This window comes from Curtobacterium sp. MCJR17_043 (assembly GCF_003224315.2).
Classification (GTDB): domain Bacteria; phylum Actinomycetota; class Actinomycetes; order Actinomycetales; family Microbacteriaceae; genus Curtobacterium.
The window spans coordinates 150,859-164,982 of the sequence record NZ_CP126259.1 but is presented as its reverse complement, the minus strand read 5'-3'; the positions used below and the strand labels follow the sequence as shown (position 1 = coordinate 164,982).

Genomic DNA, 14,124 nt, shown 5'->3' with positions numbered 1-14,124 from the left:
CCGCGTGAACTTCTACCAGCAGCGCGGCAACTGGGGGAGCGGCCTTCCGCATCATCCCCACGAAGATCAAGACGCTGAAGCAGCTCGGGATCCCCGAGCACGTCGGGGAGTTCTCGAAGCTGTCCCGCGGGCTCGTCCTCGTCACCGGGCCGACCGGCTCGGGCAAGTCCACGACGCTCGCCGCGCTCATCGACCTCGTCAACGAGACCCGCGCCGACCACATCGTCACGGTCGAGGACCCGATCGAGTTCATGCACGAGCACAAGAAGGCGATCATCAACCAGCGGGAGGTCGGGGCGGACACCCACTCCTTCGCCCGCGCGCTCAAGCACGTCCTCCGCCAGGACCCGGACGTCATCCTCATCGGCGAGCTCCGCGACCTCGAGACGATCTCGGTCGCGCTGACCGCCGCCGAGACCGGCCACCTCGTCTTCGCGACCCTGCACACGCAGAGCGCTCCCGGCACGATCGACCGCGTCATCGACGTCTTCCCACCGCACCAGCAGGGGCAGATCCGCACGCAGCTCGCGGCGACGCTCGAAGGCGTCGTCTGCCAGACCCTCGTCCCGAAGGCGAACGGCACCGGGCGCATCGTGTCCACCGAGATCATGAAGACCACCCCCCGCCATCGGCAACCTCATCCGCGAGGGCAAGACGTACCAGATCACCTCGGCAATGCAGGCGGGGCGGGACGCGGGCATGCACACCATGGACCAGGACCTGGCCGAACTGGTCAACGTCGGCACCATCACCCGCAAGGCGGCGCTCGAGAAGGTCCACGACCTCGAGGGCTTCGACCGGCTGGTGCAGCGCGTCGAATCACCGTCCGACGCGTCCGCCGACGCGATCGCCGCGAGCGGGATCGACTTCGGCGACAAGTTCTCCGGAGGTTACTGATGTCCCTCGCGTTCGACTACCGGGGCCGCGACGGCTCCGGCAAGCTCGTCAAGGGTCGGCTCGACGCCGCCTCCGAGGGGGGCCGTCGTCCAGCGGCTCCGGGGGGATGGGCGTCTCGCCGATCGCGATCACCGAGGCCAAGGCCGGCACGGGCCTGCAGACCGAGATCAAGATCCCCGGCTTCGAGAAAGGCGTCGGCCTCAAGGACCTCGCGGTCATGGCGCGGCAGGCGTCGACGATGCTGTCGTCGGGGTTGTCCCTGCTGAAGACGCTCGGGATCCTCGCGGACCAGACCGAGAACAAGAAACTCAAGGGCATCCTCCAGAAGGTCCGCGACGAGGTCGAGCAGGGTGTCTCCTTCTCGGACGCCGTTGGTCGCTACGAGGCCGACTTCCCGCCGATCATGATCAACATGATCCGCGCGGGGGGAGACCGGCGGGTTCCTCGACCAGGCGATGGACTCGATCGCGACGAACTTCGAGAAGGAGCACAAGCTCCGCACGACGATCAAGTCGGCCATGACCTACCCGGTCGTCGTGCTCATCATGTCGCTCGCCGCGGTGGCGATCATGCTGATCTTCATCGTGCCGATCTTCCAGGACATGTTCTCCAACCTGGGGGGGGAACCCTCCCGCTGCCGACGATGCTGCTCGTCTACGCGTCCCGCTCGATGAAGTTCGTCTTGCCGGTCCTCATCCCGTTGGTGATCGTGGCCTGGCTCTGGTGGCGCGCCAACAAGAACTCGGTGAGGGTTCGCTCGTTCTTCGACCCGATCAAGCTCCGCGTGCCGGTGTTCGGCGCGTTGAACCGGAAGATCGTCATCGCCCGGTTCTCCCGTAATCTCTCGAACATGATCGCCGCGGGCGTGCCGATCCTCCAGGGCCTGCAGATCGCCGGTCAGGTCTCCGGGAACATCGTCATCGAGAATGCAACTGCGCGCGTTTCCGAATCGGTACGGAAAGGCACGACGATCGCCGAACCGCTCGCCGAGGAAGATATCTTCCCGAGCATGGTGGCGCAGATGGTCTCCGTCGGTGAAGACGCTGGTTCCCTCGAGGTCATGCTCGAGAAGATCGCGGTGTTCTACGACGCGGAAGTCGAAGCGACGACCGAGGCGCTGACGTCCCTGATCGAGCCACTCCTGATCGCGTTCCTCGGCGTCGTCGTCGGCGGCATGATCGTCGCGCTCTACCTGCCGATCTTCCAGATCACCACCCTGGTCAAGTAGGCAGGGCGCTTTTCATGACCCCCCGATCGTGGGGAAGTCAGGTCATTCTTGACCCCGGTAGTGGGGGGTGTTTCCCTGCACTTTGACCCCCCGTTCTCGGGATTATGGCCGAGAAATCCGCTCAATACGATGGATGACGGCGGCAGCACGGCCCCGAATGATTTCTCCTCACATTCTCAATCGATTGGAAATGCAATGTACTTTGCACTCCTGGGCAAGCTGAACGCTCGCCGGCAGAACCTCGCCGCTGACAAGGAAAAGGGCTTCACGCTCATCGAGCTCCTCGTCGTGGTCATCATCATCGGCATCCTCGCCGCGATCGCCATCCCGGTGTACGTGGGTGTGCAGAACAACGCGAAGGAGTCCGCGGCGAAGTCGGACCTGACGAACGCCAAGACCGCCGTCGTGACGTACTTCACGCAGAACAACAAGAACCCCGCGAACCTCACGTCGCTGTCGGAACAGGGCTACCCGAACCCGACGTCCACCTACACGACTCCGGGTACCGCTCCCGCCTTCGTCTCGGGCGCCAACGGCACGGACGGCAAGTTCTGCCTGAAGGCGGTCAGCAACAACAACAAGTCGTTCTACGTGACGCAGGACAGCGGCGTCTCCGAGACCGTCTGCTCCTGATCTGATCCGCGGCGGCGGGCTCGCGACCTCCCGGGTCCGAGCCCGCCGCCGTTCCACTGCCCGCGACCCGAAGGGAGACGACGATGCGGCGCATCAGTTTCCTCCTCCAGTCGGCGCGCGAGCGGCAGGACGGCTTCACCATCATCGAGGTGATGGTCGCGATGACCGTGTTCGCGATGATCGCAGCAGGGGTCGCCGCGGGCATCGTCTCGAGCATCTACCTGACGCAGGACAATCGCTCGCGCGAGGCTGCGCTCAACCTCGCCACGCAGGAGATCGACCGGGTGCGGAGCGTCAAGGACGTCTTCACCGTGACCAACTCGTCGAGTCCGGCGCAGGTCGGTGGGCAGCAGTACACCGTCACCCGATCGGTGAACTGGATCACGTCCACGGGCTCCGACAACACATGCGGAGCGGGAGACGGTGTCCTCGCCTACAAGCGCGTCAACGTCCAGGTCGCGTGGTCGAACGGAACGTCGAGCAAGCAGCGGTCCGTCGACATCGACACGCTGGTCGCGCCACCGACATCGGTCGCGAGCAACACGAGTTCGACGATCGTCATCGCTGTCTCGACGGCGAACGGTGCGCCCAACACCGATGCGACGGTCACCGTCAGGCCGGTGGGAGGCGGTGCTGCGCTCCCGCCCGAGCAACCGGCTCCGACCGACGCCAACGGGTGCTCCTACGCCGTCGACGTGAAGCCGGGGACCTACGAGGTCTCGGTCTCGAAGAGCGGGAACACCGACGAGGACTTCGCTTCCACCGCGTCGAAGCAGGTCGCCACCGTCGCTGGCAGTGTGGCCAGCCAGTCGTTCGTGCTCGACCAGCCGGCATCGGTCACGCTGCAGTACGCGGCGAACGCCAGGGCCGGGAGCAACCCGAAACTGCCGAGCGGTCTTTCCGCGTCCTTCGTCCGCGGTCAGACGGTGACGACGGTGACGTCCTCGCAGACGAGGGTGTTCCCCTACGGCTACGACGTCTACGCGGGCAAGTACGACAAGAGGACGTGCGCCAACGTCAACCCCTTGGCGTGGTCGATCCCCACGACGTCGAACCTCATGGTGGACGCGGCGAGTGTCCCCACCGGGGTCGGCGGTGTCGCGGGTGACTCCAGCACGGTCAAGATCCCGATGGGCCTGATCGACGTGAAGCTCGTGGGCTCCGACACCGTCCTGGTCGCGACGCCGACTCCCGGGCCGGGCACCGCGAACGACCCCGGGTGCACGACCCAACCGGCAACCACCTACACCTTCACCGGGCTGGATTCGAGGACCGCGACGACCATCGCCCTGCCGTACGGGGCCTTCCAGTTCAAGGAGGGGGACGTCCGCGGCAGCGCTCGGGCCGAACACTCCCGTCTTCGCCGCTTCCGCCGGAGCGACGAACGTCAACGTGACGGTCTCCGGACGCACGGTGCTCTTCGATCCCCGGACGAAGGGTGCACCGTGACGCGGCGGTGGAGGGAGCTGCGTCGACGGTTGCTCGCCGAGGAGCGCGGCATCAGTCTCGTCGAACTCATCGTGGCCATGACCCTCAGCATCCTCATCCTGACGGTCGCAGGGTCCTTCCTCGTGTCGGCGCAACGCGCGTCGGTGACGGCTCGAGCGGTCAACGACAACACGCGTACGGCAGCAGCAGCGATGAACGAGATGACCCGGATCCTGCGATCGGCGACGAACAACGCGGTGTCGACGGGTGACGAACCGCAGTACGCCTTCCAGTACGCGAGTGCGACCAGCGTCCGCTTCTTTTCCTACGTCAACACGGACTCGACGGCGTCGCGGCCCGTGCTGGTGCAGCTCACGCTGGATCCGGTCCGACGATCGATCACCGAGACGAAGTGGGCGGGCACCCAGGTGGGTGCGAGTGATTACTACACCTTCCCCCCTGGCGTCGACGCCGTCCTTGAGTGCGACGCCCGTGTCGACCCGCACGCTGGCGACGTCGGTCGTGTCCACGAGGGCCTTCACGTTCACCAACGCGGCAGGCGCTCCGCTCGGTTCGATCGACGCCCCCCCCTCAGTGCAACCGACCTGACCAACGTCCGACGCGTTGCGATCACCATCACCGCGGGGACGGACGTGTCCGACCGCCGCGCAACGACGTTGACGAACAGCGTCAGCCTCGCGAACCTCTGATCGGAGCCTCATCGTGATCCGGATCCTCCATACGCTGCGTGCTCGCGACGACGAGCGCGGCGTCGCACTCGTCGCGGTCGTCGGCGTGGGCATGGTGGTCATGATGCTCGTCGCGACGCTCGTCGCGGTCTCGTCGAGCGGAGCGCGACTCACCACGAACGACCGGGACTGGGCACGTGCCGCAGCCGCGGCGTACGCGGGCATCGCGGACTACCAGGCCCGTCTCAACGCGGACAACTCGTACGGGACCCACGGCGAGGAGGCCGCTCCGTTCAGCAGGGACAGCGGGAGCAAGTTCTCCGACGGCCCCGGTGGCAATCCGGCCTTCGGGTACCGGCCCGAAGACCGTTGGGTGGACGTTCCCGGGCGCGACGGCACTCCGAGTGGTGGCTCCTACCGGTACGCGGTCGACAACTCGAAGCTCACGTCGCAGGGCGCCATCCGTGTGCAGTCGACGGGGCGGGCTGGTTCGACGACACGGACGTTCATCGCGAACGTCCGACCGGACGGCTTCTCGAACTACCTGTACTTCACGAACTACGAGTCGCAGGACCCCTCCGTGAGCAACGAGACGGTCAACTCCACCTGCGGCGGCCAGCAGTGCAAGGTCCCCTGCACCAGCGAGTACCGGCCGTTCGCCGTCGGGACCACCTGCCAGTACATCCAGTTCGCGGCACGGGACCTGCTCGAAGGCCCGGTGCGGTCGAACGACCAGTTCCGGATCTGCGGCGCGACCTTCCAGGGCACCGTGCAGAGCGTGTACGGCTGGACCAAGGCAGGGTGCACCGGTACGACGCCGACCTTCGCGAGCAACCCCACGACGAGTTCGACGCTCACGCCGCCGGCCACCATCGCGGATCTCCGCGACTACACGCGCGAGGACCTCCGGTCGACGACGGACACGCCCGAGGGCCCGGGCTGCCTCTACACCGGTCCCACGAAGATCACCTTCCTCGGCGGGGGGGAAGGCCAACATCGTCTCGCCGATGACCGTGAAGACGTGGGTGAAGGGAGCAGCCGAACAAGCGGGCGGCTTCCTGACGGGAGGCAGCCAGCCAGCCCGTTGCGGGGACGTCGACCAGCTGCACACCCCCGCCGGCGCGACGATCGACATCCCGAAGAACAACCTCATCTACGTGCAGAACGAACCGGCCGTCCGGTCGCGCGGCGGCCAGGACCCCAATCTCTGGAGCAGCTCGGAGTACAAGCGGGAGTCCACCGCGTGTGACGTCACGACGCGCGCCAGCACGGCCACGTCGCTGCCGTCGAACGGGGTGGGGTTCCCCGAAGTCGGCAGCACCAACGAAGCAGACCCGACAGCGGGCCTCGGCAACACCGTGACCGATCCGTACGGTTGCGACAACGGTGACGTCTTCGTGAAGGGCACGGTGGACAAAGCGGTGACCGTCGCTGCGGAGAACTACCTGTACGTCACCGGCGACATCACCTACCCCGCGACCCGGTCGGCGTCGACGGTCCTCGGGCTGATCGGACAGCGTGCAGTGTGGGTCTGGAACCCCGTCAACCAGGCCAGGCAGCCCTACAAGCCGGCCAACCGCCGGATCGACGCGGCGATCCTCGCGAACGACGGCACGTTCGCGGTGCAGAACTACACGCTCGGGTCCTCCCGGGGAACGCTGACCGTGAACGGATCGATCGCGCAGAACTTCCGTGGGGCGGTGGGGACCGGGAGCGGGGCGAGCGGGTACTTCAAGGACTACGCCTACGACCCGTCCCTCGCCACGTACACCCCACCGAAGTTCCCACAACCGACGATCACGACCTACCGCGTCGCGACGCAGCTCGAGTCCCGCACCGCCTACACCGCATCGGGGGGCAGCGGTACCGTGACGATCTCGGCAGCCGCTCCTGTCCTGGTCGTGCTCGTCGGTGTCCTGGGCATCGTCGTGGGGTCGTTCCTGAACGTGGTCGTCCACCGCGTCCCCGCCGGACTCTCCGTCGTCCGGCCGGCCAGCGCGTGCCCGCGGTGTGGGCACGCGATCCGTCGTCGCGACAACGTGCCCGTCCTGTCGTGGCTCGCACTGCGGGGGGCGTTGCCGGGACTGCGGCGTCCGTATCCCGAAGCGGTACCCACTGGTCGAGGCGGCGACGGGCGGGCTCTTCGTGGTCGTCACGCTCCTCTTCCTCACCGCGCCCTGGTCGCCTGCGACCGGTGGCGCAACGGGAGCGTCAGCGGACGTCCACGTGCTCGTCGTGCTCGTCGCGTACCTGTACCTGATGGCGATCAGCCTGGCGCTCGCGCTCATCGACCTCGACACCCACACATTGCCGAACCGGATCGTGCTGCCGGCCTCCGTGGTGATGCCGGTGCTGTTGCTCACGGCATCCGTCCTGTCCGGCGACTGGGCAGCGTTGGGGCGGGGCGCGGTCGGAGCGGTGGTCCTCGGCGGGGCCTACCTGGGACTCGCCGTGGCGGTGCCCGGCGGTATGGGGTTCGGGGACGTGAAACTCGCCGTCGTGCTCGGGCTCGCCCTGGCGTACCTCGGATGGGGACCCCTCGCAGTGGGTTCTTTCGGCGCGTTCCTCCTCGGCGGTATCTTCGCCATCGCCCTGGTCGCCGTGCGGCGAGCCGGACGGCGGAGCGGGATCCCGTTCGGCCCCTGGATGCTCGTCGGCGCCTGGCTCGGGATCGCGTTCGGTCCACCGCTCTGGGCGATGTACCTCGGGCTCCTCGGGCTCTCGTGATCAGCCCCCCGATCGCGAACCCACCAAGTCCTCCCGGCGTCCCGCCCGGGCATGCACCATCCTCCGCAGAGCTCCTCCGCGGCGGCACGGAAGGAGGCCGTCATGGCCAAGAGCATCGTCGGCGTCGACATCGGCGCGGCTTCGATCCGCGCTGTCGAGGTGCAGGACGCAGACCGGGCGAAGCCGGTGATCCTCCGCTTCGCCGAGGTGCCGGTGCCCGAGGGATCCACGCGGCAGGGAGAGGTGGTCGAGCCCAACACGGTCGCGGCCGCACTCCGTCAGCTGTGGTCCGTCGGGAAGTTCCGGTCGCGCGACGTCGTCCTCGGGATGGGGAACCAGCGCGTGCTCTCCCGTGACCTGACCGTGCCGAAGGCTCCGCTGGCGCAGATCAGGGAATCGCTGCCGTTCCAGGTCCAGGACATGCTGCCGGTCCCGGTCGTGGACGCGATCCTCGACTTCTACCCGACCTCGGAAGGGACGAGCGAGAACGGTCCGACGGTCAGCGGTCTCCTGGTCGCCGCCGTGAAGGACGCGGTCCTCGCGAACGTGCGCGCGGTCCAGACCGCCGGCCTCAACCCGGTCGCGGTCGACCTCATCCCGTTCGCCCTCGCACGCGTCCTCTCGCCATCGCAGCGGAGCGGGACCACGGCCATCGTCGAATGCGGCGGCAACACCACCACGGTCGTGGTCGTCACCGACGGCGTGCCGAAGTTCGTGCGCATCATCCCCACCGGAGGCGAGGACGTGACCCGGCTCCTGGCCGGCCGTCTCGAGGTCCCCGCATCCGCGGCGGAGTCCGTGAAGCGTCACTTCGGCATGGACTCGACCCGTGCGCGGACCCGCGACGACGCCCTTGCGGTCGCCGCGGTCCGGGAGACGGTCGGAGAGCTGCTCGCGAGCCTCCGGAACACGATGAACTACTTCGTGAACACCCACCCGTCCGAGCCCGTCGGCGAGGTCCTGCTGGTCGGCGGTGCGGCTGAGCTGCCGGGCTTCGCGTCGGCGCTCGCGGAGGCCACCGGCTTGCCCGTCCGACGCGGCGAGCCGTTCACCCACGCCGGGCTCGCGAAGTCGATCCGCCCAGAGGACCTCCAGACGCACGGCTCGTCGATCACCGTGGCGTGGGGGCTCGCAGTCGGAGGGAAGGCAGCATGAGCGAGGCGAAGATGAAGCAGCCGCGGTTCGCCGGGGCCCGTGGGCGCTCGAGTGTGAGCCCGGAGCGCCGTGTCGTCGAGGAGACCGCGCAGCGGTCGAAGCGCCAGCCCCGACGAGGGGCCGGCAACGGTCCGGTCGTCGGTGCCCGTCCGCGCGCGGACCTCCTGCCGACCGAGGTGCTGGTCCACCGGCGTGAGCGACGGGTCGTCGGTCGTCTCTGGGCGGGGGGTCGTGGTCGTCGCGGTGGCGGTCGGCATCGGCATCGGAGGCGCTTCCCTCGTGGCGACCCGAGCGACGGACGACCTCGCGAACGCACAGGCGCAGACGCTCTCGCTGCTGCAGCAGCAGGCGCAGTACAAGGAAGTGCGGACGACCGAGTCCTCGACGTCGCTCCTGGAGTCCGCGCAGGCGGTCGGAGGGTCGACCGAGATCGCGTGGGGGGCCGTACCTGCACGAGGTTCGGGCGTCCCTCCCCGAGGGCGTCGTGATCAACGGCGTCGGCGTGGACTCGGCTTCCCCGCTCGAGCCGTACGCGCAGACCGATGCACCCCTGCAGGGCAGGCGGGTCGCCACGCTGACGCTCGACGCGATCAGCCAGACGTTGCCGACCGTGCCGGACTGGCTCGAGTCCGTCCGGTCGTTGGACGGCTTCGTCGACGCGAACGTCAACTCGGTGACGCTCGAGGAGACGAGCGGCCACTACACGGTCAACATGACCATCCACGTCGACGAGCGAGCATTCGACGGCAAGTACCTCCCGCAGAAGAAGGGGGGGAATGACATGACCCGGAACCGCCTCAACATGGTCCTGGCCGTGCTCGCCATGGTGGTGGTCGCGGCTGCGGGCTTCTTCCTCGGCGTGCAACCCCAGCTCAGCCGTGCGGCGACCGACGGTGCCCAGCAGGCGACCGTCGAGCACGAGAACGCGGTGAAGTCCGGCGAGCTCGCCCGCTTGCGGCAGCAGGCGAAAACCCTGCCCGAGATGCGGACGGCACTCGCCGAGTTGCAGGCCTCCGTGCCGTCGTCGGACCGCATGTCGGCGTTCTACGACGAGGTCGACCAGGCAGCGACGACGGCAGGCGTCACGGTCTCGACGATCACCACCTCGGACGCGACCGCCTACATCCCGCCGGTCACCGAGGCGGCGTCGACCGCGACCGACGGGGCCGAGCCGGCGGCGCCGTCCACTACGACCCCCCACGCCGTCCGCATCGGCCACGCCCACGCCGCCGGGCGTCACGACCGACGCGCGGATCACCGGGGAGAACTTCTCCGTCATCCCCGTCACGGTGTCGGTGGACGGCTCGTTCGACCAGGCGATGTCCTTCGCGACCGAGGTGCAGGACCTGTCCCGGCTGTACCTCGTGACGTCGATCACGTCCTCCGCCTCCGAACCGTCGGCGGAGTCCACCGAGACGTCCTCCACGACCTGGAACTTCAGCGGCTACGTCTACGTCCTCGACGTCGACGTCGACGCCGACGCGTCGGCGACGACCGCGGCGTCCGGCGACGCGGGCTGAACCCGACTCCACCGAACGCCCCCCCGGAAGGGGTCCCGCCGCCACGCCGGACCCGCTTCCGCCGGGGCGTTCCGTGCCTCTACGATGCTGCTCGGGCCCGCGCTCGCGGCTGCCCATCTCCCTCTCGGACGTCCCTCGGAACGGGCGTCCCTCGTCGTGCCCGGAGTCGCTCGTGTTGGTCGGTGTCGTGGAGTTCCTCGGCTGGTTCGGGGCCGGAACGGTCCTCGTCGGGTACGTCCTCTTCTCGCTCGGGAAGATCGCGAACGGCCCGGTGTACCAGCTGTTCAACCTGGTCGGTGGCGTCGCGATCGCGGTGAACGTGGCGGCGCACCATGCCGTCCCCTCGACGATCGTGAACAGCATCTGGGCGGCCGTGGCGGCAGTGGTCCTCGCGCGCATGGTCGTCCGCCGCCGACGGGGCACGTCGGCCGGCGTGCAGCCGGCTCCGGAGCTGCACGCGGAACCCCCCGACCACGACGGCGGTCCTGCCGGTGGTCGGCCCGGCCCTCCGCGACCACCAGCCGGAGGCGGACCACCGCTCCGATGCGGACCACCGCTCCGAGGTGAACCACCGCTCTGGGGTGGACCACCGCTCCGAGGCGGACCAGCAGCCGGAGCCCGACCAGCCGGAGACCGGCCACCGGCCCGACGGGCCCCTCGACGAGGCCGCGCCCACGGGCCTCCCGGCCGGCCGCACGACGGGCACGGAGGCCACGAGCACAGACGCCACGAGCACAGACGCCACGGGCACGGACGCCACGGGCACCGCCGCCACGGGCACCGACGCGCCCGCTCCGATGACGGAGACGGTGCCGGTCATCACGGCGACCATCGCCCTCGCGCTCGTCCAGGCGGCACACCAGCAGCACGCGGCCCAGCAGGAGGCCGCGCAGCAGCAGACCACGCAGCCGGAACCCGCCGACGCCCCGTAGCTGCCGGACCCGGACCGACGCGGAGCGCTACGATCGGCGCATGTCCCGGTGGTTGGTGGCGACGATGGCGTCGGTCCTCTTCATCGCGCTCGTCATCGCCGTGACGGGCTTCGAGGCCCTGCTCGCCGACGTCGAGGCGATCCGGCAGCCGGACGCCACCCCCTACCTCGGGCCGGCGATGGTCGTCGGCGCCGGTGTCGCCGTGTTCCTCGCGACCGCGATGGGCGCCCGCGAGGGGAACCCCGTCGTCACCGGACTCGTCGCCGCGGCGACGACGTACCTCGTCATGCTCGGCGTGGGCGCGGTCGGCTACGCCCTCGTCCGGTCCGACGCCGCGGAACTGCTCGTCTTCCCGGCGGGCTACGCCCTCAGTCCGTTCGTGGTCGGTGGGGTCGTCGTGGCGCTCGTCACGGTCGTCGGCGGCATCTCCGCGGTCCGGTGGCAGGGCCCCCGCCCACAGGGGCAGCAGTCGTCGCCGATTCGTCCACAGGACTGACGGGAGGCCCGGCCCGCGTCCGCCGCGTTCGGTACGATTCCGGGACGAGCTGAACGACGGCGCCTTGGGGGGACTCATGACGGACGCACCTGACGACTCGCGGGGCTGGGAATCGGTGCCGGGGGGCAGACACCCTCCGCGGCGACCGTGCGCTGCCCGCGGTGATGACCGCCGGCCCGACCGCGTCTGCCCCGGGGTACGCGGCCGGTCGACCTCGCCGCGGACTCCGGAAGGGTGCGGTGATCGGCATCGTCGCCGGAGCCGCAGCGCTCGTGCTCCTCGTGGTCGCGGGCGGCATCGGGTGGTCGGTCGGGTCGGACAGCCACTCCGCGGACCGCCCCGTGCAGGCGTTCCTGCAGGACGTCGAGGGCGGTCGCCTCACGGACGCGCTCGACGCCGCCGGCATCGACCGCGACGACGACGACGTCCTCCTCACCGACGCCGCCTACGCGCAGGCGAACGACAAGATCACCGCCCACCGGATCACCTCGGTCGACCAGGGCGACGACCGCGCGACCGTGCACGCGCTGCTGACCCAGGCCGGTCGGAGCGTGCCGGCCACGTTCGAACTCGAGCGCACCGGGACGGACTGGGGTGTGTTCCCCGTCTGGGAACTGCAGCCGCCGTCCCTCGGCTCGGTCGAGGTCGTCGTGCAGGGACCGACCGACAGCACCGTCCGGGTCGCCGGAGCGGAGGCGACGACCGGTGACCTCGGCGCGGTCGCACTGCGGGCGTTCCCCGGCTCGTACGAGGTGTCGTCCGAGGGCGGCAAGTGGTTCGCCGCCGATGCCTCGACGGCCGCCGTGCGGGGGTTCGGGACGCCCGGGACCCCGGTCGTGCTCGCCACGACCCTGACGGACGCCGGCCAGCAGGCCGCCACGAAGGCCGTCGACTCCTGGGTGGACGGCTGCGTCGCGGCCCAGACGGCCACGCCCGACGGCTGCAGCTTCTACGCCTACGGGGAGAACCCGGCGAACACCTACACGAACCAGAAGTGGACACTCGACGCCAGGCCGTCGGTCGGCGTCGGCGACTGGTCCTCGAGGGGATGGCTCGTCGAGACCCGCGCTCCGGGGTCGGCGACGTTCACCGCGGAGTTCACCGGTCCGAACGGTCGTGGGACCGCGACGGCCGGGCCGATCGACGTCAACGCGTCCGGCTGGATCACCGGCTTCGGGGACGACGGCGCCACCTTCGTCCCGGCGGTCGCGAACGGCCAGACCGACTCCGGCTCCTGACCGCCCTCGTCCCGCGTCCCCGGGCGGTTCTCGCCCGGGGCGAACGGGCCGCCGTCGGGCCCACCGTGGATTGATTTCAGCGGGCGTGGCGGCTAGGCTCTCCCGGGTGTGCGCCTTCGGGCGCGCCCAGATCCTGCAGGCCTCCGGCCTCCTGATCACTCCATCCCCCCATCTCCCTCCGCCGTCAGGCGGTGGTCCGCGTGGGATGAGGAAGCCGACGGACCGCGTCGGCCAGAGAGCACGAGCGAAGAACCAGGAGAACAGTTGCCTACCATCCAGCAGCTCGTTCCGCAAGGGTCGTACGCCGAAGGTCGTCAAGACCAAGGCGCCCGCCCTGAAGGCGAACCCCCCAGCAGCGTGGCGTGTGCACCCGCGTCTACACCACCACCCCGAAGAAGCCGAACTCGGCACTGCGCAAGGTCGCTCGTGTCAAGCTCTCGAACGGCACCGAGGTCACGGCCTACATCCCCGGTGAGGGCCACAACCTCCAGGAGCACTCGATGGTGCTCGTCCGCGGCGGTCGTGTGAAGGACCTCCCGGGTGTGCGCTACAAGATCATCCGTGGTGCCCTGGACACCCAGGCCGTCAAGAACCGTAAGCAGGCCCGCAGCCGCTACGGTGCGAAGAAGGGTTGAGTTAGATGCCTCGTAAGGGTCCCGCCCCGAAGCGCCCCGTCGTCGCCGATCCGGTCTACGGCGCCCCCCGTCGTCAGCCAGCTCGTCAACAAGATCCTCCTCGACGGCAAGAAGGGCCTCGCCGAGCGCATCGTCTACGACGCACTCGAAGGGGTCTCCTCCAAGAACGGCCAGGACGCCGTCACGACGCTCAAGAAGGCGCTCGACAACGTCCGTCCGACCCTCGAGGTCCGCAGCCGCCGCGTCGGTGGCTCGACCTACCAGGTCCCGGTCGAGGTCAAGCCGCACCGTGCGAACACGCTCGCGCTGCGCTGGCTGACCTCGTACGCCAAGGCCCGTCGCGAGAAGACGATGACCGAGCGTCTCATGAACGAGATCCTCGACGCGTCGAACGGTCTCGGTGCCGCGGTCAAGCGCCGTGAGGACACCCACAAGATGGCCGAGTCGAACAAGGCCTTCGCGCACTACCGCTGGTAGTCATCCGGCACCGTCCGGGTGCCTCGGTCAACAGCCGCGGCACTCGGACGGCCGCCACCCTCTCCTACA

Annotated in this window: 11 protein-coding genes and 6 pseudogenes; all 17 read left to right on the top strand. The window is 69.1% G+C overall.

The annotated features are described in order from the left end of the window. Window positions 1–50: 50 nt before the first annotated feature. A pseudogene (locus DEJ15_RS00825) lies at window positions 51–566 on the top strand (type IV pilus twitching motility protein PilT); the annotation flags it as partial. 133 nt (window positions 567–699) lie between these two features. Continuing rightward, entirely contained in the window at window positions 700–897 is a 198-nt protein-coding gene (locus DEJ15_RS00820; protein WP_284175401.1) for a hypothetical protein, read from the top strand. Window positions 898–1,003: 106 nt separating this feature from the next. Continuing rightward, on the top strand, window positions 1,004–2,125 hold the full coding sequence (locus DEJ15_RS19220) for a type II secretion system F family protein (protein ID WP_502866136.1): 1,122 nt from the start codon (window positions 1,004–1,006) through the stop codon (window positions 2,123–2,125). A 195-nt stretch (window positions 2,126–2,320) separates the two neighbouring features. Continuing rightward, window positions 2,321–2,758 (top strand): type IV pilin protein, encoded by a 438-nt coding sequence (locus tag DEJ15_RS17230; protein WP_110824264.1) that lies wholly within the window; start codon window positions 2,321–2,323, stop codon window positions 2,756–2,758. An 83-nt stretch (window positions 2,759–2,841) separates the two neighbouring features. Next, window positions 2,842–4,896, top strand: coding sequence for a prepilin-type N-terminal cleavage/methylation domain-containing protein (locus tag DEJ15_RS00795; protein WP_284175400.1), 2,055 nt, complete (start codon window positions 2,842–2,844; stop codon window positions 4,894–4,896). A 13-nt stretch (window positions 4,897–4,909) separates the two neighbouring features. Then, window positions 4,910–6,124 carry a hypothetical protein gene (locus DEJ15_RS00790; protein ID WP_284175398.1) on the top strand — a complete coding sequence of 405 codons (1,215 nt, stop codon included), beginning with the start codon at window positions 4,910–4,912 and terminating at the stop codon, window positions 6,122–6,124. Further along, window positions 6,033–6,887: pseudogene (locus DEJ15_RS17225) on the top strand (prepilin peptidase); the annotation flags it as partial. The gene DEJ15_RS00790 and the pseudogene DEJ15_RS17225, both read left to right, overlap by 92 nt. Further along, a pseudogene (locus tag DEJ15_RS17220) lies at window positions 6,886–6,996 on the top strand (hypothetical protein); the annotation flags it as partial. The pseudogenes DEJ15_RS17225 and DEJ15_RS17220, both read left to right, overlap by 2 nt. A 24-nt stretch (window positions 6,997–7,020) precedes the next feature. Then, entirely contained in the window at window positions 7,021–7,602 is a 582-nt protein-coding gene (locus tag DEJ15_RS00785; protein ID WP_349814914.1) for a prepilin peptidase, read from the top strand. 102 nt (window positions 7,603–7,704) lie between these two features. Next, window positions 7,705–8,757, top strand: coding sequence for a type IV pilus assembly protein PilM (pilM, locus tag DEJ15_RS00780; RefSeq protein WP_110824260.1), 1,053 nt, complete (start codon window positions 7,705–7,707; stop codon window positions 8,755–8,757). Between the two features lie 1,289 nt (window positions 8,758–10,046). Continuing rightward, window positions 10,047–10,277 (top strand): hypothetical protein, encoded by a 231-nt coding sequence (locus DEJ15_RS19215; RefSeq protein WP_502866135.1) that lies wholly within the window; start codon window positions 10,047–10,049, stop codon window positions 10,275–10,277. Between the two features lie 73 nt (window positions 10,278–10,350). After that, a pseudogene (locus DEJ15_RS19210) lies at window positions 10,351–10,629 on the top strand (CBU_0592 family membrane protein); the annotation flags it as partial. Window positions 10,630–10,768: 139 nt separating this feature from the next. Continuing rightward, complete coding sequence (locus DEJ15_RS00770) at window positions 10,769–11,209, top strand: hypothetical protein (RefSeq protein WP_284175394.1); 441 nt, start codon at window positions 10,769–10,771, stop codon at window positions 11,207–11,209. A 40-nt stretch (window positions 11,210–11,249) separates the two neighbouring features. Continuing rightward, window positions 11,250–11,705 carry a DUF6121 family protein gene (locus DEJ15_RS00765; RefSeq protein ID WP_110824256.1) on the top strand — a complete coding sequence of 152 codons (456 nt, stop codon included), beginning with the start codon at window positions 11,250–11,252 and terminating at the stop codon, window positions 11,703–11,705. A 164-nt stretch (window positions 11,706–11,869) separates the two neighbouring features. Next, complete coding sequence (locus DEJ15_RS00760) at window positions 11,870–12,943, top strand: hypothetical protein (protein WP_284175392.1); 1,074 nt, start codon at window positions 11,870–11,872, stop codon at window positions 12,941–12,943. A gap of 264 nt (window positions 12,944–13,207) precedes the next feature. Continuing rightward, a pseudogene (gene rpsL, locus DEJ15_RS00755) lies at window positions 13,208–13,578 on the top strand (30S ribosomal protein S12). 5 nt (window positions 13,579–13,583) lie between these two features. Then, window positions 13,584–14,055: pseudogene (gene rpsG / locus DEJ15_RS00750) on the top strand (30S ribosomal protein S7). The last annotated feature ends 69 nt before the right edge of the window (window positions 14,056–14,124 follow it).